Here is a 23,003-nt window from a genome sequence, read left to right on the forward strand (position 1 = left end):
GCGGCTTGTCAGTCAGTGAGTGGCCCCCTGGTGCCGAGCTAAAAAAGAACCCCCTCTTTGAAAAAGAGGGGGTTCTTCAGCAATCTGAGAGCGCCACCAGGCGCTCTTTTTTTGTTCACAAAACCTATTTCAGCGCACAGATGTAGCACACACGTGTTTATTTTTCTTTTTTAATCAAACTATTAGAGTGCTTCTCCCCAGCATTAAATCTTGTTTTGTCCTGATACCCACCATGTCCGTTGCCTTGCTGGTCATACCATATAAAATCCTGCCTCCATTCATATGACCTATTGAACCTTCGGGTAACAGCAAGGATTTTGCCATGCATCCCATCATCAAACCGTCCGCCATCGCCCTGCTGGTGATCGCGGGTCAGACCCATGCCGCGGGCTACCAGTTATCAGAACAATCAGCGACGGGTCTTGGCCGCGCTTTTGCCGGAGAAGCTGCTATTGCAGACAATGCCTCAGTATTGGGCCGCAATCCCGGTGCTATCACCCGTTTTCGTAGCCCAACTCTTTCTAGTGGCGTTATCTACCTGAAACCGGATGTCAATATCGGCGGTCAGGTGCACGACAATTTCGGCACCCAGAATGCCATAGCCAACGATATCGCGGATGATGCCTGGATCCCCAACCTCTATTTCATTGCGCCGATTAACGAACGTCTGAGCATGGGGCTATCTGCCACCTCTCACTACGGCTTGGGGATCAAGATGCCCCAAGGTTATCATGCCGGTCATTTCGGTAATGTCTCTGACATCAGAACCGTCGATTTGGGGAGTGCGCTGGCTTATCGCGTCAGCGACATGCTCTCCATTGGGGTGGGGCTATCTCTCATTCAGGGAGAAGGGGAAGTAGGCGGCACCTATCCCACTACTCTCACCAATGGTCAAAGCGTCATTGCCAAGCATGTTAAAGGTGATGGCCGCGAACTGGGCTGGAACATAGGTATTCTTTTGATACCCAGCGAGCAGACCCGGATCGGCCTCTCCTACCGCAATGGTGTCGATCTCAAGCTCAAGGGAGATGCCACTCTGAGTAAGCCAGTGGCGCCGGGTAAATTTGTAAGCGTCAGCGATCAAGGCAATCTGGTTCTGCCGCTGCCCGCGACAGCTGAGCTGGCGGTATTCCAGCAGATAAACGATAAACTGGCGATCCATAGCAGCATCAACTGGACTGACTGGAGCAAGTTTACATCGTTGACGGCCAATCTCGATCACCTCGGTACCCTGCCCATTAAAGAAGAGCACTGGGAAGATAGCTGGCGCTATGCTCTGGGGATGACCTATCAACTGGATGCCAAATGGCAACTGCGCTCCGGTGTGGCCTATGACGCCAGCCCGGTGCCAGCCGGTCGTCGTACCATCTCCATCCCAGATGCCGATCGGCTCTGGTACAGCCTGGGGATGGGGTATCAGTTCACCCCCGACCTGAGCGTGGATCTGGGGCTGACCCTGCTCGATGGCAAGAAAGTAGACGTGCATGAAAGCTTCACCCAAGGCAGCTATCAATCCCGCTTTGATGGTACCTCCGAAGGGGATGCCTGGCTGGCTGGCGCACAATTGAGCTATCTCTTCTAACTGCCTTATCCGCAGAAAAACACTATCCCAGTTATTGCCTTACTCAATAAGGCGAACACTGGCATAGTGTTCTGCAACACCATAAAATCAACTCGGTACCCATACTGGAGCAAGGCATGTATTCCTACGTAGCAAGACAGCCGATCCTCGACAGAGACCTAAATACCCATGCCTATGAGCTGCTCTTTCGCGATAGTCTGAATAATGTCTTCCCGAGCATCTCCTCCCAGCAGGCGACGTCACGTCTGGTGGTAGAACAGTTCCTGCAACAAAATATCGATCAGCTGTTGGGGGGCCGTCCCTGCTTTATCAATTTTCCCCACTCACTGCTGCTGGAGGGATTGGCAGAGTGCCTGCCGCCCGAAAAAGTGGTGATCGAAATTCTGGAAGATTCCCCACCGGATGATGCCCTGCTGGAAAAGGTGAAGCAGTTGCACGCGCGGGGTTATCAGCTGGCACTCGATGACTTCACCATGTCGCCGGATTGGGAACGCTTCCTTCCCTTTATCCACATCATCAAGTTTGATCTGCGCGCCACCGCCCTGCTGCAGATCAAGGTGTTTATCCAGCAGCATAAAGCACTGGGGCTCACCTATCTGGCGGAAAAAGTAGAGGACAAGGCGGAGTTCGAGCGGGTCAAACAGCTGGGGATCCAGCTGTTCCAGGGTTTTTTCTTCAGTCGACCCGAGATGGTCAAGCAAGCCACCATGGAGCCGGCGCAGGTCGTGGTGATGCAGTTGCTGAATGTGGTCAACGAGAAAGAGCCTGATATCAACAAGATTGAGCAGCTACTCGGTCAGGATATCTCCCTCTCCCTCAAGCTACTGCGCTACGTCAACCATCTCAAAGGCCATACCAACCCGATCTCGTCATTTCGCCAGGCAGCCATTTATCTGGGCAACACCCAGCTAAAGCGCTTTGTCTCGCTGGTGGCGGCAACCAGCGCGGGCAAGGGCAAGAGCGCCGAGCTCTACCAGATGTCGATGATCCGTGCCCGATTCTGTGAGCTGCTGGCCCACGCCCACGCCCCGAGCCAGCAGGCACAACAGGCCTTTATCACAGGTCTCTTCTCCCTGCTGGATGTACTGATGGAGCAGCCGATGGACAAGCTGCTCGGCACTATCCCTCTTATCGAGGCTATTCGACTGGCGCTGCTGGAGCGCAAAGGCAATCTGGGTTTCTACCTCGCGTTTTGTGAAGATTACGAGAGCGCCAACTGGTCACGGGTAACGGCCAGAACAGCCCATCTGGGGCTGAGCGAGGACAAGGTGAGTCACCTCTATCTGGCCGCAACCACCTGGGTCACGGAACAACTGCTGGCGATGGAAGCCACCAATTAATTCGTCTTGTCATTCACTTCAACCGCGATAGCGGTCGCCTCACCGCCTCCGATACAGAGCGCGGCCACGCCTCGCCGCAAACCCCGTTGCCGCAGCGCGGCGATCAGCGTCACCAGAATGCGTGCGCCACTCGCCCCCAGCGGATGACCGAGTGCACAGGCCCCTCCATGCACATTGACCTTGTGATGAGGGATGCCGACCCCGCTCATGGCCAGCATGGTGACCATGGCGAAGGCCTCGTTGATCTCGAACAGATCCACCTCTTCCACCGACCATGCCAGACGCGCCAGCAACCGTGAAATAGCGCCAATGGGTGCAGAGGTAAACTCGGCGGGCAATGCTGCATGGCTCTGATAACCGACAACCCTTGCCAGCACAGGTATCTGCCAGGCTTGCGCCGTGGCGCCATCCATCAATATCAGCGCCGCCGCACCGTCCGAGATGGAGCTCGAATTGGCCGCCGTAATGGTGCCCTCCATGCCAAACGCAGGCTTCAGGGTCGGGATCTTCTCCGGTCTGCCCTTGCCGGGCTGCTCGTCTTCGGCCAGCAACAAGCGCTCACCGCGATAGACGCTTGTCAGCTCGGACACAAACGCACCGGCTTGCTGCGCATCGCGGGCACGCTGCAACGACGCAAGAGCAAACTCATCCATGGCACTGCGGGTCAAACCGGCCTGATCGGCGCTGCGCTGGGCATGTATCCCCATCAGCTGGCCATCATAGGCATCTTGCAAACCGTCGAGGAAGAGGTGGTCCAGCACCTTTTGATGCCCCATCCAAAAGCCGCTGCGAGCATTATCCAGCAGATAGGGGGCACGGCTCATGCTCTCCATCCCCCCTGCGACCACCACCCTGTTGTCACCAAGGCGGATGGTATCCGCCGCCAGCATCACGGCTTTCATGCCGGATCCGCACACCTTGTTAACCGTGGTAGCAGGCACACTATCTGGTAACCCTGCTTTCAACAACGCCTGCCGGGCTGGCGCTTGCCCCACGCCCGCCGCCAGCACATTGCCCATAAACACTTCATCGACCTGCTCCGGACGCAGCCCGCTTTGCTGCAGTGCCGCCTCGATGGCACAGGCTCCCAACTCAGGCGCTGTTACCTCTGCCAATGCCCCCTGAAACGCCCCCATCGGAGTCCGTTTTGCCGCCACAATTGCAATATCCATTTGCCTGCCTCTGTTTGTTACATGGCCATAACATAGGGGTTCTGACGCAATGGAACAAGAGTTGCAGTGCAGTTTACGTTTAGGTAAGGTGCAGACAGGATTTAGTTCGCCAAGAAGTCTGTATGAGCAACAAGGATGAAGGACGGCGCTTCAGCATCAGTGAGCTGGCCCGGGAATTTGATATTACGACGCGCAGTATCCGTTTCTACGAGGATCAGGGGTTGCTCAACCCTGCCAGAGAGGGACAGACCCGCATTTACAGCAAGCAGGATCGGGTTCGCCTCAAGCTCACCCTTCGCGGCAAGCGGCTCGGGTTCAGCCTCGCCGAGATCCGCGAGCTGTTTGATCTCTATGATGCCGACAAGAGCAGCCGCACCCAGCTGCAGACCATGCTGGGACTGGTTGAAGAGAAACGGGAGACACTGCAACAGCAGATGGAAGATATCAGAATGGTACTGCTGGAGCTGGATGCCGCCGAGCAGCGCTGCCAACAGGCGCTGAGCCAGCTGGGATAACCGGCTTGTTGTGGCTGATCAGGCAATCCTTTCAGCCCGCTCACAAGATGCCAGATAGCAAAAAGCCACTCCTGAGAGTGGCTTTTCTTCAACCTGACGGTTCGCTATTAAACGCGAACGAAGTCCAGGTGGATCAGCTTGTAACGTACCGGGTGACGCTGGATAGCTTTCACTTTTACGTTAACTTCTTCACCGTTGATAACCAGAGTCAGTACGGACTCATAGAATTCCGGCTTCTCTTGAGCCAGAACCATTTTCTTGTGGTCAACAGTGATGGACAGGGCTTCTTTGCCTGCACCGTAAACGATGGCAGGAACTTGGTCAGCTTGACGCAGGCGGCGGCTCGCACCTTTCCCCAGGTCAGAACGGACTTCAGCTTGGAATACGAAAGACATAGTATGTATCTCTTTTGGATGAATTTATGGTGCTAACTGCGACCGGTCAGCACCTCGCAAAACGAGCGCGAATACTACCACGGGCCAAATTCGGATACAAGGTACCGACTCTGCATTTAGCGCCCCTGCTCCAGCCGGGCAAATTGCTGCTGACGCTGGGCCGGGCTAAGGGCATCAAACTGTGCCAGGGTCTCGGCGCGGGGACAATAGAGACCATCCCCGGTTTTGACCCGGATGCTATGGCCAAGTCGCGCCTGATTTTCAGCCACCAGCGCCAACAAATAGCTGTAAGTATCGGCCCCTTTGGCACTGGATAGCTGGTTGGCAATGCGCCATAGGGTCTCCCCTGCCGCGACCTGATGACACACCGTTTGTGAGCCGCCAACCGCCGGCGCCGAGAGGGTAAGCGTGGCATCACTGTCAGCGGATGAGCTGGGCATGCTGCTGGCGAGCGCCATATCGGCACTCGCCCCCCTCGCATCTCCCCTGGCGCCTGTCATTCCTGCCGTACGATACGTCACCCCAAGCTGAGCCAACAGAGGCTCGCTCTCGTCAGTGTGAGTGGGAATATCAACACCACCGAACGAGTCTTGAGGTGTGCGGAACTCTGCGATAAAAGGTGTGATGGGCAGCGAGGAGTCAAGAGGCGAACCACTGCCCTGCTGCGCTATTGCAACAGCAGCCTGACCGGGGACGACGCCATAAGCCATCTCGTCGATACGCCGCAACCTTGCCAGATAGGCTTTGGAGAGCTCGGCCTCCCCCTCGAACAGATCAAAAGGGGGGACCAGACGGGCAGGAAAGAGGATCTGCCAGCGACCGTGCTTCTGCTTTTGGGCCAGCGGCGGAAACTGATTGCCACGCCAGGCCACAAACATCGCAGGCGGCGTGCGCGCCAGCGGGTAATATTCCGGGTTCAACTGCACCCAGGTTTGTTCCGCGATGGGTTGATAACCGCTGATCACCACCTGCGCCACACTCAACCAGATCCCCAGCATCCTTGCCTCCCTGACTTGCGGTTTGAAGGGGCTACCTGACCGGTAACCCCTTCTCAGCACCCGCTATCATGCTGTTAAAACAGTTAGATAGCAGCTTAGCACTGAGCGATGGCGTTAAGCACCCGTTTATCGGAGACCGGATAAGGGGTCCCCAGATTCTGGGCAAAGAACGATACCCGCAGCTCCTCGATCATCCAGCGGATATTGGCCACCTCGGTGGGAATAAGCTGGGATTTGGGGATCTTGGCCAGCAGCGCCTTGTACTCCGACTCCACACTGTGCACCTTGAGCATGTAGACCCGATCCCGGTTGGGATCGATGGCGAGCTTCTCCAGGCGACGCTCGATGGCCCGCAGATAGCGCAGCAAGTCAGGCAACCGCTGCCAGCCGGTCTCGGTGACAAAACCTTTGTGAATAAGGTTGCCGAGCTGCTGCTGGATATCCGACATGGCAAAGGCGGTGTCGAGCTGCATCTTGCCCTTGAGCCGCTTCTTGATCTCATGGGACAGCGTCAGCACGGCCTCCACCTGTTTGGCCACCTCCACTACCGCATCGTTGAGCTCGGCGCGGACAAACTCCTTGAGCGCCTCGAAACCGGCCTCGTCCCAGGCCATGCCGCCATGCTGCTCAATCAGCTTGTCGCAACCGCAGGCGATACAATCGTCAATCAGCTCCGCCACCTTGCCAAACGGGTTGAAATAGAGCCCGAGCTTGGCCTTGTTGGGCAACTTCTCCTGCAGGTACTTGATGGGAGATGGCACGTTAAGCAGCACCAACCGGCGCTGGCCAGCCCACATCAGCTGCTGCTGCACCACTGGGCTCTCCACTAGCTGGATGGCGACCGAATCCTTCTCATCTACCAACGCCGGATAGGCTTTCACCTCGAAGCCGCCGCGCTTCTGGCTGTACTCTTGGGGCAGCTCGCCAAAGCTCCACAGGGTGAGCCCGGACTGCTCGATATCATCGTCCGCCACTTGCGACAGGGTCTCCTGCACCTTGCCGCGCAGCGACTCTTTCAAGGCCTCCAGATCTTTGCCTTCCGCCACCTTCTTGTGTTTGTCGTCCACCACCCGGAAGGTGAGTTTCAGGTGATCGGGCACCGCAGCCCAGTCCCAGGATTCACGGGGTACGGTCACACCGGTCATGCGGCGCAGCTGGCGCTCCATCTCGTCCAGTAGCGGCCCCTGTGCGGGGTTGATGCTGGCGAGCAGCGCATCGGCGTAGTTGGGGGCCGGCACGAAGTTCTTGCGCATCGGCTTGGGCATCGACTTGATGAGGGCCACCAACAACTCATGGCGCAGCCCGGGGATCAGCCACTCGAACCCCTTCACCTCCACCTGATTCAGGAGCGGCAGCGGAATATGCAGGGTCACGCCATCCGCCGCCTCACCCGGCTCGAACTGATAGGTCAGCTTGAGCTTGAGGCGCCCCTGCTGCCAGAAGTTGGGATAGTCGAGATCGCTGATGTGGGCGGCATCCCCCTTCATCAGCATCTCTTTTTCGAAGTTGAGCAGCTCGGGGTCCCGCTTTTGTGCCTCTTTCCACCACTTGTCGAAGTGACGAGCGGAGATCACCTCCTCCGGCAAACGGGCATCGTAGAAGCGGAACAGATCCTCGTCATCCACCAGAATGTCGCGCCGACGGGATTTGTGCTCCAGCGCCTCCACCTCGGCCAGGAGCTTGCGGTTGTCGCTGAAGAAGCGGTGACGGGTCTCGAAATCCCCCTCCACCAGGGCGCGGCGGATAAACAACTCACGGCACAGCGCCGGATCGATACGGCTGAAGTTGATGGTGCGCTCATTGACCAGGGTCAGGCCATAGAGGGTCACCTTCTCCTTGGCCATCACTGCGCCGTTTTTCTTCGACCAGTGGGGATCGCTGTGGTGCAGCTTGATGAGGTGGCCTGCCAACGGTTCCACCCACTCGGGTTCAATCTTGGCGTTAATGCGAGCGTAGAGGCGCGAGGTTTCCACCAATTCTGCGGCCATCACCCACTTGGGCGGCTTTTTGAACAGACCCGAGGCCGGGAACAGGTGAAAGCGGCCATTGCGAGCACCAAGGAACTCAGGCTTTTCCAGATCCTTGTTGCCGATATGGCTCAAGAGGCCGGTCAGCAGCGCGCAGTGCACCGTCTTGAAATCCGCCGGTTCATGGTTGGCTTTAAAACCAAGCTCTTTCACCGTCTGACGCAGCTGGAAATGGATGTCCTGCCACTCGCGCACCCGCAGGTAGGAGAGAAACTCCTTCTGGCACATACGGCGGAACGGGTTGCTGCCAAGGGTATCCTGCTGCTCTTTCAGGTAGTTCCACAGATTGACGAAGGCGAGGAAGTCGGACTCCTTGTCTTCAAAACGTCTGTGCTGCTCATCGGCAGCCTGCTTTTTCTCCATGGGCCGCTCGCGGGGATCCTGAATACTGAGAGCAGCGGTGATCACCATCACCTCGCTCAGGCAGCCGGTCTGCGCCGCGCTGATCACCATCTTCGCCAGACGCGGATCAAGGGGGATGCGCGAGAGCTGGCGTCCGGTCTCGGTCAGCTGCAGTTTGGCTTCGCGATCGCCGGTAGCGGGCAATTCCCTCACCGCCTCCAGTTCTTTGAGCAGGGTCAAGCCGTCCTTGATATGGCGCGACTCAGGCGGCTCGACGAAGGGGAACGCCTCCATGTTGCCAAGGCCGAGCGCCAGCATCTGCAGGATGACGGAGGCCAGGTTGGTGCGCAGGATCTCGGGGTCGGTGAAGGCTGGGCGGCCGTTGAAATCCTCCTCGGAGTAGAGACGGATACAGATGCCGTCCGCCACCCGACCGCAGCGCCCTTTACGCTGGTTGGCGCTGGCCTGGGAGACCGGCTCGATGGGCAGGCGCTGCACCTTGGTGCGCCAGGAGTAGCGGCTGATACGGGCGGTGCCCGGATCGATGACGTAGCGAATGCCCGGCACCGTCAGCGAGGTCTCCGCCACGTTGGTGGCCAGTACGATGCGCCGTCCGGCATGTTGCTGGAACACCTTGTTCTGCTCGGCGTTGGAGAGGCGGGCGTAGAGCGGCAGCACCTCGGTGTCGCGCAGGTTCAGCTTGCGCAGGGCGTCGGCGGTGTCGCGGATCTCCCGCTCGCCGTTCATGAAGATGAGGATGTCCCCGAGCCCCTCGCGGGCCAGCTCTTCCACCGCCTCGAAGATCCCCTGCAGTTCATCGCGTTCTTCCAGCCCTTCACTCTTGTCACTGCTTTTTTTATCAACAAACAGTGGACGGTAGCGCACCTCCACCGGGTAGGTGCGACCGGAGACTTCGATCACCGGCGCCTTGTTGAAATGGCGGGAGAAGCGCTGGGGGTCTATGGTGGCCGAGGTGATGATCACCTTGAGATCGGGGCGCCTTGGCAACAACTGCTTGAGGTAGCCCAGAATGAAGTCGATGTTGAGGCTGCGCTCGTGAGCCTCATCGATGATGATGGTGTCGTACTGGGTGAGCATCCGGTCGTTCTGGATCTCGGCCAGCAGGATACCGTCGGTCATCAGCTTGATATGGGTCTGCTCGCTCACCTGATCAGTAAAGCGCACCTTGTAACCCACGTAGTGGCCGAGTTCGGACTCCATCTCCTCGGCGATACGGGCCGCAACGGTACGGGCTGCCAAACGGCGTGGCTGGGTGTGGCCGATGAAGCCCTTGACCCCTCGCCCGAGCGCCAGACAGATCTTGGGGATCTGGGTGGTTTTGCCCGAGCCGGTTTCGCCGGCGATGATCACCACCTGATGCTCACTGATCGCCTTGGCGATCTCCGCCTGCTTCTGGCTGACCGGCAGGTTGTCCGGATAGGTGACCTTGGGCACACCAGCCAGACGGGATTGGTAGCGTGCCTCTGCCGCATCCAGATCGGCTGCGATGGTCTCGAGTACGGCAGCCTGCTTGCTTTCAGGCAGCTTCTTGGCTCCGTGCAGACGGCTGGAGAGACGGCGGGCGTCGAGGTTCATGCAGGCAGAGAGACGGCGGCGCAGCGCCTCGATAGAGAGAGACAAGGTACGAATTCCTTAAATAGGTGCCCAGAGGGGCCATATCGATTAGCTGCGAGCGATCCTAAAGAGCGAGCGGGAACGGTGCAAGCCTTAACGTAGCGTTATATATGGGAAGACAGAGAGATTGGCCGATCCTCAAACATGACAAAGCAATCATTGTAAGATGGCATAACATGAATAAATGGCAGCATATGAAATAGCCAAGGCAAGCCGAAACTTGCCTTGGGAGAGAGAAAAACAGGGTTAACCGTGGGTGTGATGGACAAAACAGGTGGTGAGCTGGGCGTGAATGGCCTGCATCACGTTGTGACGATTGATCACCCCGAGCAGGCGACCCTCCTCCACCACCGGATAGATCTTCGGCTTTTGTCCCATCATCATCTCCGCCAGGGTCAGAATGCTGGTCTCGGGCCCCACCGTCAGCACATCTTTTCGCATCACATCCTTGACCTGTGCCACCTGCTCGCAGTGGTAGGCCTCCTTGAGCATCACGGCGATGCAATCCTGCTCGGAGACCCAGCCGATCAGATGCCCCTTCTCATCTACCACCGGGCCCCCCAGTTGATGGCTGTTCAGAAATTTTTCGACCGCAGATTGCACCATCATGTCGGCTGTGAAGGTGATGGGTCTGCTCTGCATATAATCCCTGGCTTTTAGCGATTCCATATCTGTCCCCTAATGATCATTCAAGCTCTCTACTGCGCACCGATACCGGCATCCTGCACGGCTTGTTCCAAGCATAGCTGGCTCACTGCAGGATGGTTCAGTGACCAACCACTCCCTCAACACCTCCTCGCGGGTTGGAATCGCCGCCACCATCATCTGTGGCAGGTGGTCGGCCAGCACCGCCACCACGGCGGGATCGACCCGTCCCTGATCTGCCAGTTGTTGCATAAAGGTCAATGCGTCACGGGCAGGCAGACCGCGCCGATAAGGTCTGTCCTGCACCATTGCCTGAAAAATATCAGCGACCCGCAGGATCCGCGCTTCGAGCGCCATGGCGGATGCCGGCAGATGGAACGGATAGCCCTCCCCGTCCGGCTCCTCATGGTGATAGGCCGCCCAGCAGGCAATCTCTTCAAATCCCTCGATATGACGCAGGATCTGGTAGGTCTCGAAGCTGTGGGCCTTGATGACGGCACGCTCCTCTTTCGTCAGGCTGGCAGGCTTGTCTAGGATCTCGTCCGGCACCCTGAGCTTGCCCAGATCATGCAGCAAACCGGCGATCTCCAGCATGTCGCAATGGATGGCACTGACCCCCATCAATTCTGCCAACGCACGAGACAACCTGCTCACACCGAGTGAATGAGTCATCGTGAATGGACTTTTGGCGTCGACAATGCCGGAGAAGATCTGCGCCAGCGCTTTAAGCTCCCCGTTCGAGGTCAGACAGGGCTCTCGCACTTGCAACATCTCCAGCATGTAATCATTGATGGAGCGCGCTTCCAGCTGCAGCCAGAATGCCTCAGAGCGAGACGCCTTGAGGAAGGCATCCACCAGCTCGGGGGCAAAAAAATCGCCACTGCATGCCCGCAGTCGCTCGCGGATCTCGTGGATATGCATCAACAGGGAGCCATCGCCATAATGGGGGGCCGCCAGCGCATCGCAGCGATCCACCAGAAAGATCAGGTTGGCCTGACGGGCTACTTGGGGATCCAGATCCGTCATCTCGCGCAACTGATGCCAGTGGGTATGGTGATAACGGATAGGCAGGGCCAGCGGGGCCAGCAAACGGAAATCCTTGAGCAGCTGATATCCCACCTCGCAGTGGCGCTGGGAGGACTCCCAATCGAACTCGCTGACCAGATGGTGATGGGTGATGGTCGAGGAGACGCCGATATCATGCAGCACCCCCAACTCGAATAGCAGGCGACGCTCGGCCTCATCCATCCCCAGCACCCGACTGCACTCGGCGGCCATGATCCCGACCCGTTTGCCGTGGGCAACATCACCAATGCCCACCAGATCCAGCGAGGCTGACAGGGCATACACCACCTGCCTGAGATCCACTTGCAACGAAAAAAGGGCGGCGCCCTGTGCTCTGTCCATGATCCGGGTCCTATGGGATGTGGTCGTGTCCAACTGGCACTGTTGTATGCCTCTCCCTCTATTAACTTAGTCAATAGCGCAGCCTTTTACCTTCTCTTTTATCAGGCGTTGGATCACATGCGGCCCATAAACAGACAGAGGATCACGCTTGGTTTTATTCATGCTCCCAATTTGGGGCATTTTTCGCCGATAAGAAAACGGCGACCAGACTATTTTCAAGTTGCCGAGGATAGTATGCGTGTAATTAAAATAATGTCCGGTTCAGTGAAATAATGAACACCCCCGCTTTACTTAACGATCACTTAACCAGAAATTAAGTATGTGCCGCTCGCCAATGGCATATTCGCGTATTGGCCCCTTCTCGTGCCCCCATCGCTGACTCAGCGCCGCCAAATTGATTCTCCGAACTGTGAACCCCGTCATCCATATGGTGTCTTTTCGCTATCAACGCCGATGAACACCGCACGGCCAAAGGCTGTGGCCCGTGTGCCACCGGCCACCTGAAAACCGGATAACAACAGGCCGGATAACCAGCGGTTATATTCGCTATAAGGCGACACGAATAAATGGACTTAATAGAGTGAAACTGTTGAAAGCAATTTTTACGAGCCGCGATTAACCTTCGTCACTCATGTCGCTTTCATCGCCCATTTTGTGTACCAATTCACATCAGATTAGGAGTGGAGCCAATAATGGCCATTCATATAAATAAAATAGCAATGAGCCTTGCTTTAATGGCCACTGCGGGTAGTGCCACCGCAGCCGCCAAGCCCAATATTCTTGCCATCATGGGCGATGACATCGGCTACTGGAACATCAGCGCCTACAACCAGGGCATGATGGGCTACCAGACCCCGAACCTGGACCGGATCGCCAGCGAAGGTGCCCTCTTTACCGATCACTACGGTCAGCAATCCTGCACCGCCGGTCGCGCCGCCTTTATCACCGGCGAAGAGCCGTTCCGTACCGGCCTGCTGACCATCGGCATGCCCGGCTCCCCGCACGGTATCCCCGAGTGGGCCCCGACCCTGGGTGATCTGCTCAAAGGACAGGGCTACATGACCGCCCAGTTCGGCAAAAACCATCTGGGCGACCAGGATCAGCACCTGCCGACCAAGCACGGCTTCGACGAATTTTTCGGCAACCTCTACCACCTGAACGCGGAAGAAGAGCCGGAAACCTACTACTACCCGAAAGACCCGGAATTCAAGAAAAAGTATGGCCCGCGCGGTGTGATCAAGGCCTCTGCCGACGGCAAGATCGAAGATACCGGCCCCATGACCCGCAAGCGCATGGAGCATGCTGATGAGGAGTTCCTCGAGTCCTCGCTGGCCTTCATGGAGAAAGCGGTCAAGGCCAAGAAGCCTTTCTTCATCTGGCACAACGCCACCCGCATGCACGTCTGGACCCGCCTGCAAGAGAAATATCAGGGCAAATCCGGCATCAGCATCTATGCCGATGGCATGCTGGAGCACGATGACCACGTAGGGATCCTGCTCAACAAGCTGGACGAGCTGGGTGTCGCCAACAACACCATCGTGATCTACACCACCGACAACGGTGCCGAGACCGGCAGCTGGCCGGATGGCGGTACCACTCCGTTCTACGGCGAGAAGGGCACCACCTGGGAAGGCGGTACTCGCGTACCGCAACTGGTTCGCTGGCCAGGCGTGATCAAACCGGGCACCAAGGTCAATGCCATGATGGCGCACCAGGACTGGATGCCGACCCTGCTGGCCGCCGCCGGTGTACCGGATGTGAAAGAGAAGCTGGCCAAAGGCTACAAGGCCAATGGCAAAGAGTGGCGTGTACATCTGGACGGCTACAACTTCATGCCGTATCTGTCAGGCAAGACTGACACTGCACCGCGTAACTCCATGCTCTACTTCTCCGCAAACGGCGAGCTGAACGCCGTGCGCTGGAATGACTTCAAGCTGAACTTCGCCACCATGCAGGGCAACATCACCGATGCTACCCGCGTGATCCCGAACTGGCCGCAAATCATCAACCTGCGCGCCGACCCGTTCGAGAAAGCTCCGCACGAGTCAGGCCTGTACATGCGCTGGATGGCGGACAACATGTGGTTGTTCGTACCGGTACAAGGCATCCTGAAAGGGTTCTTCGACACCCTGCCAGGTTACCCGATGCAACAGAGTTTCCAGATGAACCCGGCCAACATCAGTTCCCAGAGCCTGATGCTGCAGGGCAAGCTCGCCGAGCTGGAAGCACTGAAGCAGAAAGTCGCCACCATCAAGTAAGGTGTTGACGCCAACGCCCATCACTCTCTGGTGGGCGTTTTCAATTTTCAGACGGTTCTCCCCGAACCGTGTGGAAATTGAAAACCTTTGGCGCCCAGCCAACCCTCTATCCGTCCCGTTCTATGCACTCTGTGGAAATGCCTATGAATCCCTTGCAACAACAGATCTCTCAACTCATCGAACAGGTTGGTCACAGCGTCGTTGGCCAGTCCCATGTGATCCGCGCCCTGGTGATTGGCCTACTGACCAATAGTCACGTGCTGCTCGAAGGCTTGCCCGGCACGGCCAAGACCCGCTCGGTCAAGGCGCTGGCCGAGGCCCTCAATGCCAGCTTCGGCCGCATTCAGTTCACCCCCGATCTGCTCCCCTCAGATGTGACCGGCACCGAGATGTATCAGGAGCATGACGGCGCCCACCAGTTGCGCTTCCAGCCCGGGCCCATCTTCAACAGCATCGTGCTGGCCGATGAGGTGAACCGCGCCCCCGCAAAGGTACAGGCGGCGCTGCTGGAGGCGATGGCAGAAGGCACCGTCACCGTCGGTGACAAGAGCCACCGTCTGCCCGAGCTCTTTATGGTGCTGGCGACCCAGAACCCCATCGAGCAGGAGGGTACCTACCCGCTGCCGGAAGCCCAGATGGACCGCTTTGCCCTCAAGGTCTCGGTTGCCTACCCCGACGACGAAGCCGAGCTGGCCATCATTCGGCTGGTGCGGGCCGAAGAGCGCGGCAAACGCCATCAGGGCGAGCATTTCGCCCCGCTCTCCCCCGAGCTGATCTTGCAGGCAAGAGCAGAGCTATCGGCCATGACGGTCTCACCGTTGGTGGAGCACTACCTCATCGCGCTGGTGATGGCGACCCGGCACCCCGACCGCTACCCCAACACCGGGCTGCCACAGTGGATTGCGGTCGGCGCCAGCCCCCGCGCCTCCATTGCGCTCGACAAGTGCGCCCGCGCCTACGCCTGGCTGCAAGGGCGCAACCACGTGCTGCCCGACGATGTACGCGCCATGGTGCCCAGCGTGCTGGGCCACCGTTTTACCCTCAGCTATGACGCGCTGGCAGAGGGGGTGGATCACCAGCAGGTGGTGATGGCGCTGCTCGATCACGTCGTCATCGGGTAAGCGACAGCATGACCTCTCGCACCTTATCTCATGGCGGGCATTCCCCCAGCGGCGACCCGCGTATCCACAGCGATTACCTGCAACTGGTCCGACTGCAGGGGCTGGTCGGGCAATTTTCGCTGCTGCCGCGGCGCCGCAGTGGCAGCGTGCTGTGTGGCCGCCACCAGTCCCGTTTTCGCGGCCGTGGGCTCAACTTTGAAGAGCTGCGCCACTACCAGCAAGGGGATGATATTCGCACCCTGGACTGGAAAGTGACCCTGCGCACCGGCCGCCCCCATGTGCGCAGTTATAGCGAAGAGAAAGATCGTCACGTGATCCTCTGCGTTGATCAGCGCAGCGGCATGTTCTTCTCCTCGGTGGAGGTGATGAAGTCGGTGGTGGCCACCGAATTGGCTGCCCTGCTCGGCTGGCAAGTACTCAAAGAGAGCGATCGGGTCGGGCTCGCCATTTTGCACTGCGATGGCGTGGCGTGGCTGCGCGGTCAGCGCTCCCGCAGCCACTGGCTGGCCGGGTTGCGCCAGCTCTGCGCGACCAATCATGCCCTCTCGGTCACCAGCCGCGACAGCGAGGTGACCGGTCTGGCCCCCCTGCTGGCGATGCTGGGCCGCCTCAAGCTGAAAAATACCACCCTGATCTTTCTCAGCGACTGGGCCGGGGTGACCGAGGCCGACCTGACCCGCCTCGGCTACCTGCAGCAGCACAACGATGTGCTGGCCCTGCACATCGCCGACCCTCTCGAATCCACTCTCTCGACCACAGCCTCTGACGCCAGCTGGGTAGTCGGTGATGGCCAGTATCAGCTCAATATCGCCCCTCACCAGATCCCGTTGCTGGATCGGGGGCTGATCCGCCAGCAGCAGCTGAAAAAAGATCAGCTGCTGCGCTTGATGGCGCTCAAGGGCTTGCCACTCATCTGCCTCGACACCAGTGGCCACCACCTCGCCCATCTCATTACCGCCTTGGGAGGAACTCAGTGACGATCCACAAGCTACCCGGCACCTATATGCTGCGCGAACTGCAGGATGTGACCGTACCACCCGCTATCAGCTGGCAACCCCAAACGACGGGCTGGCTGCTACTTGCCCTGTTGCTGGCCGCGCTGACGCTGCGCTGGTTCTCTCTCCGGGTGCTGCGCTGGTGGCAACAGCGCTACCGGCGCGAAGCGCAGGCGGCCCTGCGCACGATCAACTGGTCTGATGCCGGGGCCACGCTGGCGCTGTTCCATATCATCAAGCAGGTGTTGACCCACCTCGATCCAGGACACGGAAAACTGTTTGGCACCGCCTTGCTGCAGACCCTCGACCACACCATGCCCGATCGGCAGCCCCGCTTCGCCAGCGAACTGGGGGAGCGCTGGCTGGTGTCGCTGGTGTGTGATCAGGTGGCATTGAGCGTCAGTGATCAGCTCTGCCTCGTCTCCCTGTGCAGCGACTGGCTTGAGCATCACCAGAGCCCCGTTCACACGACCTTGCTGGCAACGGAGACGAGCCATGCTTGACGCCGGTCTCGAGTTTGCCCACCCCTCCTGTTTCTGGCTACTGCCCCTGCCGTTGCTGGTGTTTCGCCTTATTCCGGCCTATCGCACCCGGCAAAGCGCCATCAAGGTTCCCTTCTTCGACCTGCTAATCGATCTATTGGATGAGCCGCCGCAAGAGGGCGCGACCCAGCTGACCGCCAGCTGGTGGCAACGGATCGCCCTGATCACAGTCTGGTTGCTGGCAGTGCTGGCGCTGGCCAAGCCCACCATCTATGGCCCACCTCAGATACGCGAGCGGTTTGGGCGGGATGTGATGATCGTGCTGGATCTCTCCGGCTCCATGGCCGAGACCGACTTCTCCCCCGACCCCGGCAAATCCCTCAGTCGACTCGACGCAGCCAAAGGGGTGCTGAATCAATTTGCTGCAACGCGCGAGGGGGATCGACTCGGGCTCATCCTGTTTGGCGATGCCGCCTTTATCCAGGCGCCGTTTACCGCCGATCTCGACACTTGGCAAACCCTGCTACAGGAGACCGACGTCGCCATGGCGGGCCAGAGCACCCATCTGGGGGATGCCATCGGGCTGGCCATCAAGGTGTTCAACGACAGTGATCGCCATGAGCAGCATGATCAGATGGCCAGCAAACGGGAGAAGGTCGCCATCGTCCTCACCGATGGCAACGACACCGGCAGCTTTGTCAGCCCGCGGGATGCGGCCCGGGTGGCCGCGGTCAACGGGGTGCGACTGCACACTATCGCCATGGGGGATCCGGCTACCGTCGGCGAACAGGCGCTCGATCTCGACACTCTGCAGCAGTTGGCGACCCTGACCGGCGGCCAGCTGTTTCAGGCCCTCGATGAGACGCAACTGGCGCGCGCCTATCAGGTGATCGGAGAGCTGGAGCCACAGCGCTACGAGAGTACCCGTTTTCAGACCCGCGAAAGCCTGCACCATTACCTGATCGCCGCCTGCGTCTGCCTCTATCTGGCACTTTTTTCCCTGCTGACCCTCAGGCGCTACCGCCTGTGCACTGCCCGCCAGGAGGCAACCCATGATTGATACCCTGTTCTGGCAACAGCTCGGGCAAAATGCCCACTTTCTTCGTCCCTGGTGGCTGCTGGCCCTGCTCCCCCTTGCCGCTATCCTGCTGCTGCGCTGGCGCATGGATGAGACCAACCACTGGCAACAGCGGCTGCCCTCCCATCTGCGCAAGGCGCTGACGCTGGGGGAAACCGGCTGGAAAAAGAACCTGCCCCTCAAGGCACTGGGGCTATTGATGGGGCTCGCCATCCTGATCTGCGCCGGCCCGACCTGGAGCCGCGAGCCCTCCCCCTTTGGCGAAGATCAGGGGGCCCTGCTGATCCTGCTCGATAATAGCGACTCCATGCTGGAAGAGGATATCGCCCCCAATCGGCTGGCGCGGGCCAAACAGAAGGTGAGCGACCTGCTGGCAATTCGCGGCGGTGGACGCAGTGGACTGGTGGTGTTTGCCGGCTCGGCCCACACCGCCATGCCGCTGACCCGTGACAGCGCCGTGTTTGCCCCCATTCTCGCCGCCATCCGCCCCGAGATCATGCCCAAAGCGGGCAAGCATACCGAGCAAGTGATCCCGCGGCTCACCGAGCTGCTGGCCGATGAGCCCGGCAGCACCGTCTTGCTGGTGAGCGATGGCATCAGCCCGTCCGCCATCGCCCCGCTGGCCGACTATTTCCGTGGTCAATCCCGTCAGCTGCTGATCCTGGCCGCAGGCGACCCCGCTCTGAGTGGCAAACGCCCGCTGGAGATCGCCTCACTACGGCGACTGGCCAGCGACAGCGATGGCACCCTGCTTACCATGACGGTGGATAATGACGATGTAGAGAAGATCAACCGCGCCGTTTCCCGTCACTTTCAGCTCAACAGCGACTCCCTGATGCCCTGGCAGGACCTGGGCTACTACCTGCTCTTCCCGGTGCTCGCCCTGCTGCTGCTCTGGTTTCGCAAAGGCTGGCTGGTGCAGTGGTGTCTGGCGGCCGCCGTCAGCCTCACCCTGCTGCAGCCAGCGCCTGCGCAGGCCACGACGTTCTCGCTGGCACCGCCCGAGCCGACCGCGCCAACCAGCAACCAGTGGGCACAGGCACTAAAGCAGCACTGGCTCAATCTCTGGCTCACCCCGGATCAGCAGGGGCAGTGGTACTTCCAGCAGGGTGATTATCTGGAGGCGGCCAAACGCTATGAAGATCCCTTCTACAAGGGGGTGGCCTACTACTATGGCGCCGAGTTTGCGCTGGCCCAGTCGGCCTTCCTGCAAGCCGACTCCGAACAGGCGCGGCTCTATGCCGGCAACGCCCTCGCCAGACAGCGCGAGTATCTGGCCGCCCGCCGGCTGTTCCGGCAACTGGCTGACGAGACCAGTGATCCGATCGTGCGTCAAGCGGCCGCCCACAACTATCGGGTGATGTGCGGGATTGTCGACGAGATCAATCGCGCCAGCCAGAGCCATACCGGCACCCCGGACGGGCCGGATCACTCCCGTGAGCTGCCCGACAATGAACCCCGCCGTGCCGACGGGGCCGAGGAGACCGTGGTCTCCGCCCTGATGGCGCGCGAAACCCTGACCGCAGATCAGATCCTGGCCAATCCGGCGCAGGCCGAAAAGTGGCTGCGACGGGTCGAATCCGACCCCGGTGACTTCCTGCAAGCCAAATTCCGCCTGCAGCTACAAGCGCAGCAAGCGGGCGCGGCCGCGCGCACTCGTCATACCCGCAACAAGGAGCCCGCCCATGTGCAACCGGCACAATAAACTCAGCCACTGGCTGTGCGGATGGGTGGCGACCGCCCTGTTGCCTGGAACAGCGCTGCTGCCCATCGCGGCACAAGCGGCCGAGGCAACAGACGCCACGCAAGTGACCCTCAAGAGCTGGCTAAAGGATCAGGGAGAAAACAACGCCCCCTATGCCGTCAGCCAGCAGATCACCCTCTATCTGGAGCTGGCGACCAACCGCTGGTTTACCGCAGGCACCCGCATCGGCCAGTTCGAGCTGCCGGGAGTCATGGTCAAGCAGCGCAGCGAGCTGGCGACCAACTTCACCCAGCGCCGCGATGGCGAGACCTGGTCGCACCAGCGCTGGGAGCTGACGCTCTACCCCCAGCAATCGGGCCAGTTCGAGATCCCCGCCATTTCGGTACGGGCCACGGTGGCGCGCCCCGAAGGAGGCTCACGGCAGCTCACCCTCACTACTCGCCCCCAACGTTTTGCCGCCGCCCTGCCCGACCCAGCCCTGACGGTCGGCGGACGCTGGCTGAGCGCCAGCAAGCTCACCCTGAGCCAACATTGGCAATACTCTGCTGATGACCATGCCAACGGTGAGCTGCAGGTGGGGGATGCCATCACCCGCACCGTCACCGCCAGCGGGCAAGATACCCTCTCAGTGCTGATCCCGCCGCTGCTCACCCCGCTTGCAGGCGATGAGCGGGTGCAGGCCTATCCGGCGCAGGCCAAGCTGAACGATACCCAGGAGCGGGGGGAGTACCTCTCGACACGGGAAGATCAGACCACCTACATCGTACAGCGCGGCGGAGAATTGACGCTGCCCGCGCTGGAGCTGGCATGGTGGAACAGCCAGACCGGCCAGCTGGAGATCCTGACCCTCCCAGGCCAGACCCTGCGGGTGCGCCACACTCCCGCCTCCTGGCTGGCGGCCTACTGGCCCTGGTTGATCGGGATTGCGAGCGGATGTGCCCTGCTGGTGCTGACGCTTCTGGCCATCACCCGCTACTACCGCCACCACCCTCGCCCGCTCGCCTGGCAATACGGGGCCGCTATCTGCTGCAGGCAATGGGGAACGGTACGGGTGCTGGCCTATCGCTATCTGCGGGCCAAGCGGGGCGGGCTGGAGCTCGGCCTTGTCAGCGGCGATCCGGCGTGGCAACAGCAGCAAGCAGCCTTCCAGCACGATCCCCTTGAGCGGGCTGACTCACTCAAGATGGGCTGGCAACTGCTGGCGCGCCTGCAAGGGCGACAGGACGCCAGCCAAGGCAACGTCCGCAGTCACATCTGTGCGCGGCTGCGCCGGTTTATCGGCTTGCGAGCGGCCCTGCCGGGGCTGCCCCCCTGAGTGGCACAGCGACCACCCCGAGGCAATCTGCCACTCAATCCGGCAACGCCAGCAACTGACTAAAGTGCGCCAAGCCACAGCCTCCCCCTTCTGTGGTTGTACCAGCTGGCGCACTTCATTACACTGCCACCTCTGAATGTCGGCCATCTGCCACGCCAACTGCTTGACGTGGTACGCTTTATCCTCTTGCCCCCGGAATGCCACGGCCGAGTTATCGACCCCATGGACATGTAACGAGGCCCCCTTTGCTTGACATCCGCAGTACCGAGCTGAACCTGATCCCGATCTTTGTCGCCATCTATGAAGAGCGCAGCCTCTCGCGGGCGGCGACACGCATGGAGATCAGCCAGCCCGCCGTCAGCAAGGCCCTCAAGCGACTGCGGGAGATCTACGACGATCCCCTGTTTCATCGCAAGGTCGCAGGGATGGAGCCCACCTCGTTTGCCATCGACATCTATCCGGCGATGGCGGCGGCGCTGAAAAACTTCAGCTCGACCCTCTCCACCTCGCGCACTTTCAATCCCCATACCTCCCAGCGGGTCTTCTCCATCGCCTGCATCACGCTGGTCCATGCCGAGCTGATCCCGACGCTGCTGTGCAAAATCAGGGCGCATGCTCCCGGCATCGCGCTGGAGGTGCATCCCCTCTTTACCGAGGATATGGAAAGTGATCTGCGGATGCAGCGCTATGACCTCCTTATCGACATGACCCAGAGCGGACGCAGCGTGCTTAAAAGCGAGGTGCTCTATGCCGAGCAGGTGAAGGTGGTCTGTGCTGCCAGCCACCCGCGACTGGGCAACCACTTGACGGTGGAAGAGTATTTTACCGAGGAGCATGTGGCCTTGGCCCAGTGGCAGGTCAGGGGCAGCATGATCACCGCCGAGCACCTGCCGCAAATGGCCAATCGCAATATCGTGGTGCGGGTGCCAACCGCCATGGAGATGCTGCCCATCATCGCGCGCAGCGAGATCATCGGGGTGTTGCCCACCGCCACCATCAATGCCTTTGCCGGCATGTATGAGGTGCGGGAACTCCCCTTCCCCTTCGAGGAATCGGTATTCAGCCTGTCGGCCATCTGGCACCCCAGCCGGACAGCCGAGGCGGGCCACCGCTGGTTGCGCCAGCAGTTGTTCGAGGTGGTCAGCGAGCTGGGGCTGACCACCTCCATCGGTTAGCCCTAACGGACATCCCGCACCAGTCGCAATCCCATGTCAGCCATCATCACCGACTGGCTGGCAAAATCGCGCCGGTAGTTCTCGCAAAGCTCGGCCTCATAGGCGTAGCTGCCACCACGCACCGATTTATGGGCGAGGTGGATCTTGCTCTCCTGCGCATTGTTCGGGTTATCTTGCGGGCTGTGGCGATAAAAGGTCTCTTCATAGGCGTCGGCCACAAACTCCCCCACATTGCCGGTCATGTCGTAGAGACCCAGCTCGTTGGGCTTCTTCAGCCCCACCGGATAGGCACGATTTTTGGCGTTATCGCTGTACCAGGCCACCTCGTCAATGTTATTGGAACCGCTGTAGCGATAACCCTGGCTAAGCTTGCCCCCTCTGGCGGCATACTCCCACTCCGCTTCGGTGGGCAGGCGGTAGTGGCCGCCGGTCAGCTCGTTGAGCCGGCTCACAAACAGATTGGCCTGCTGCCAGCTGAGGTTGTTGACCGGCACGCTCGGTGACTGGAAATAGCTGATGGAGGAGCCCATCACCGCTTCAAACAACCCCTGGGTCACCTCGAATTTGGCCATGTAAAAGCTGTTGACCGAGACCGTATGCTGCGGCCCTTCGCTCGCTTTCGCGCCAGCATCGTTGGAGCCCATCTCGAAACGCCCCCCCTCCACCAGCACCATGTCCGCTTCAATCTTCTGCTGCAGCGGATGGATCGGCTTGTTGGCATGGTGCCAGAGGGTACAGCCCGCCACCAGCAGCGTGGCCGCCAGCAACGGAATAGCAAGTTTGAATGGTGTGTTGTTCATCATCTGACCTGTGCAA

At 59.7% G+C, this 23,003-nt stretch carries 18 protein-coding genes; 11 read left to right on the forward strand and 7 right to left on the reverse strand.

The window, feature by feature from the left end; all coding sequences use genetic code 11:
* Window positions 1-322: 322 nt before the first annotated feature.
* Window positions 323-1,582 (forward strand): outer membrane protein transport protein, encoded by a 1,260-nt coding sequence (locus ACW5W8_RS18055; protein WP_498629304.1) that lies wholly within the window; start codon window positions 323-325, stop codon window positions 1,580-1,582.
* 116 nt (window positions 1,583-1,698) lie between these two features.
* Window positions 1,699-2,922 (forward strand): EAL and HDOD domain-containing protein, encoded by a 1,224-nt coding sequence (locus ACW5W8_RS18060; protein ID WP_498629306.1) that lies wholly within the window; start codon window positions 1,699-1,701, stop codon window positions 2,920-2,922.
* On the opposite strand, the gene ACW5W8_RS18065 is transcribed toward ACW5W8_RS18060, so the two are convergent.
* Complete coding sequence (locus ACW5W8_RS18065) at window positions 2,919-4,094, reverse strand: thiolase family protein (RefSeq protein ID WP_498629307.1); 1,176 nt, start codon at window positions 4,092-4,094, stop codon at window positions 2,919-2,921. The two genes, ACW5W8_RS18060 and ACW5W8_RS18065, sit on opposite strands and share 4 nt — an antisense overlap.
* Window positions 4,095-4,216: 122 nt before the next feature.
* Here ACW5W8_RS18065 and ACW5W8_RS18070 point away from each other — a divergent pair, with 122 nt between their 5' ends.
* Window positions 4,217-4,609: a MerR family transcriptional regulator gene (locus ACW5W8_RS18070; RefSeq protein WP_498629309.1), complete on the forward strand. Its 393-nt coding sequence runs from the start codon at window positions 4,217-4,219 to the stop codon at window positions 4,607-4,609.
* A gap of 107 nt (window positions 4,610-4,716) precedes the next feature.
* On the opposite strand, the gene rplY is transcribed toward ACW5W8_RS18070, so the two are convergent.
* The 5 genes from rplY to ACW5W8_RS18095 form a co-directional block, all read right to left on the reverse strand.
* Entirely contained in the window at window positions 4,717-5,004 is a 288-nt protein-coding gene (gene rplY / locus ACW5W8_RS18075) for a 50S ribosomal protein L25 (RefSeq protein WP_033136429.1), read from the reverse strand.
* Between the two features lie 116 nt (window positions 5,005-5,120).
* The gene (locus tag ACW5W8_RS18080; RefSeq protein WP_498629311.1) at window positions 5,121-6,002 is read right to left on the reverse strand and encodes a hypothetical protein; all 882 of its coding nucleotides are present in this window, start codon (window positions 6,000-6,002) and stop codon (window positions 5,121-5,123) included.
* 95 nt (window positions 6,003-6,097) lie between these two features.
* A complete protein-coding gene (hrpA, locus tag ACW5W8_RS18085) occupies window positions 6,098-10,012 on the reverse strand; it encodes an ATP-dependent RNA helicase HrpA (protein WP_498629313.1) in 3,915 nt (1,304 codons plus the stop codon).
* 240 nt (window positions 10,013-10,252) lie between these two features.
* Window positions 10,253-10,675 (reverse strand): CBS domain-containing protein, encoded by a 423-nt coding sequence (locus tag ACW5W8_RS18090; protein ID WP_498629315.1) that lies wholly within the window; start codon window positions 10,673-10,675, stop codon window positions 10,253-10,255.
* A 9-nt stretch (window positions 10,676-10,684) separates the two neighbouring features.
* A complete protein-coding gene (locus tag ACW5W8_RS18095) occupies window positions 10,685-12,058 on the reverse strand; it encodes an HD domain-containing phosphohydrolase (RefSeq protein WP_498629317.1) in 1,374 nt (457 codons plus the stop codon).
* Between the two features lie 719 nt (window positions 12,059-12,777).
* On the opposite strand from ACW5W8_RS18095, the gene ACW5W8_RS18100 reads away from it, so the two are divergent.
* From ACW5W8_RS18100 to ACW5W8_RS18135, 8 genes are all read left to right on the forward strand, one after another.
* Window positions 12,778-14,316: an arylsulfatase gene (locus tag ACW5W8_RS18100; protein WP_498629318.1), complete on the forward strand. Its 1,539-nt coding sequence runs from the start codon at window positions 12,778-12,780 to the stop codon at window positions 14,314-14,316.
* Between the two features lie 143 nt (window positions 14,317-14,459).
* Window positions 14,460-15,437 carry an AAA family ATPase gene (locus ACW5W8_RS18105; RefSeq protein WP_498629320.1) on the forward strand — a complete coding sequence of 326 codons (978 nt, stop codon included), beginning with the start codon at window positions 14,460-14,462 and terminating at the stop codon, window positions 15,435-15,437.
* 8 nt (window positions 15,438-15,445) lie between these two features.
* Window positions 15,446-16,414 carry a DUF58 domain-containing protein gene (locus tag ACW5W8_RS18110; protein ID WP_498629322.1) on the forward strand — a complete coding sequence of 323 codons (969 nt, stop codon included), beginning with the start codon at window positions 15,446-15,448 and terminating at the stop codon, window positions 16,412-16,414.
* Complete coding sequence (locus tag ACW5W8_RS18115) at window positions 16,411-16,935, forward strand: DUF4381 domain-containing protein (RefSeq protein ID WP_498629323.1); 525 nt, start codon at window positions 16,411-16,413, stop codon at window positions 16,933-16,935. The genes ACW5W8_RS18110 and ACW5W8_RS18115 overlap by 4 nt, the downstream gene beginning before the upstream one ends.
* Window positions 16,928-17,974, forward strand: coding sequence for a vWA domain-containing protein (locus ACW5W8_RS18120; protein WP_498629325.1), 1,047 nt, complete (start codon window positions 16,928-16,930; stop codon window positions 17,972-17,974). The genes ACW5W8_RS18115 and ACW5W8_RS18120 overlap by 8 nt, the downstream gene beginning before the upstream one ends.
* The gene (locus tag ACW5W8_RS18125) at window positions 17,967-19,697 is read left to right on the forward strand and encodes a VWA domain-containing protein (protein ID WP_498629326.1); all 1,731 of its coding nucleotides are present in this window, start codon (window positions 17,967-17,969) and stop codon (window positions 19,695-19,697) included. The genes ACW5W8_RS18120 and ACW5W8_RS18125 overlap by 8 nt, the downstream gene beginning before the upstream one ends.
* On the forward strand, window positions 19,678-21,012 hold the full coding sequence (locus ACW5W8_RS18130; RefSeq protein WP_498629328.1) for a BatD family protein: 1,335 nt from the start codon (window positions 19,678-19,680) through the stop codon (window positions 21,010-21,012). The genes ACW5W8_RS18125 and ACW5W8_RS18130 overlap by 20 nt, the downstream gene beginning before the upstream one ends.
* Before the next feature lie 245 nt (window positions 21,013-21,257).
* Entirely contained in the window at window positions 21,258-22,187 is a 930-nt protein-coding gene (locus tag ACW5W8_RS18135) for a LysR family transcriptional regulator (protein WP_498629330.1), read from the forward strand.
* A 2-nt stretch (window positions 22,188-22,189) separates the two neighbouring features.
* On the opposite strand, the gene ACW5W8_RS18140 is transcribed toward ACW5W8_RS18135, so the two are convergent.
* A complete protein-coding gene (locus ACW5W8_RS18140; RefSeq protein ID WP_498629332.1) occupies window positions 22,190-22,987 on the reverse strand; it encodes a formylglycine-generating enzyme family protein in 798 nt (265 codons plus the stop codon).
* Window positions 22,988-23,003 lie beyond the last annotated feature (16 nt).

The sequence above is a fragment of the Aeromonas aquatilis genome (assembly GCF_054052405.1).

Coding starts and splice junctions, on each gene's coding strand:
- ACW5W8_RS18105 (WP_498629320.1), top strand. CDS start 14,460: ATGAATCCCTTGCAACAACAGATCTCTCAACTCATCGAACAGGTTGGT.
- rplY (WP_033136429.1), bottom strand. CDS start 5,004: ATGTCTTTCGTATTCCAAGCTGAAGTCCGTTCTGACCTGGGGAAAGGT.
- ACW5W8_RS18130 (WP_498629328.1), top strand. CDS start 19,678: ATGTGCAACCGGCACAATAAACTCAGCCACTGGCTGTGCGGATGGGTG.
- ACW5W8_RS18095 (WP_498629317.1), bottom strand. CDS start 12,058: ATGGACAGAGCACAGGGCGCCGCCCTTTTTTCGTTGCAAGTGGATCTC.
- ACW5W8_RS18070 (WP_498629309.1), top strand. CDS start 4,217: ATGAGCAACAAGGATGAAGGACGGCGCTTCAGCATCAGTGAGCTGGCC.
- ACW5W8_RS18055 (WP_498629304.1), top strand. CDS start 323: ATGCATCCCATCATCAAACCGTCCGCCATCGCCCTGCTGGTGATCGCG.
- ACW5W8_RS18100 (WP_498629318.1), top strand. CDS start 12,778: ATGAGCCTTGCTTTAATGGCCACTGCGGGTAGTGCCACCGCAGCCGCC.
- ACW5W8_RS18080 (WP_498629311.1), bottom strand. CDS start 6,002: ATGCTGGGGATCTGGTTGAGTGTGGCGCAGGTGGTGATCAGCGGTTAT.
- ACW5W8_RS18090 (WP_498629315.1), bottom strand. CDS start 10,675: ATGGAATCGCTAAAAGCCAGGGATTATATGCAGAGCAGACCCATCACC.
- ACW5W8_RS18125 (WP_498629326.1), top strand. CDS start 17,967: ATGATTGATACCCTGTTCTGGCAACAGCTCGGGCAAAATGCCCACTTT.
- ACW5W8_RS18060 (WP_498629306.1), top strand. CDS start 1,699: ATGTATTCCTACGTAGCAAGACAGCCGATCCTCGACAGAGACCTAAAT.
- ACW5W8_RS18140 (WP_498629332.1), bottom strand. CDS start 22,987: ATGAACAACACACCATTCAAACTTGCTATTCCGTTGCTGGCGGCCACG.
- ACW5W8_RS18120 (WP_498629325.1), top strand. CDS start 16,928: ATGCTTGACGCCGGTCTCGAGTTTGCCCACCCCTCCTGTTTCTGGCTA.
- ACW5W8_RS18110 (WP_498629322.1), top strand. CDS start 15,446: ATGACCTCTCGCACCTTATCTCATGGCGGGCATTCCCCCAGCGGCGAC.
- ACW5W8_RS18065 (WP_498629307.1), bottom strand. CDS start 4,094: ATGGATATTGCAATTGTGGCGGCAAAACGGACTCCGATGGGGGCGTTT.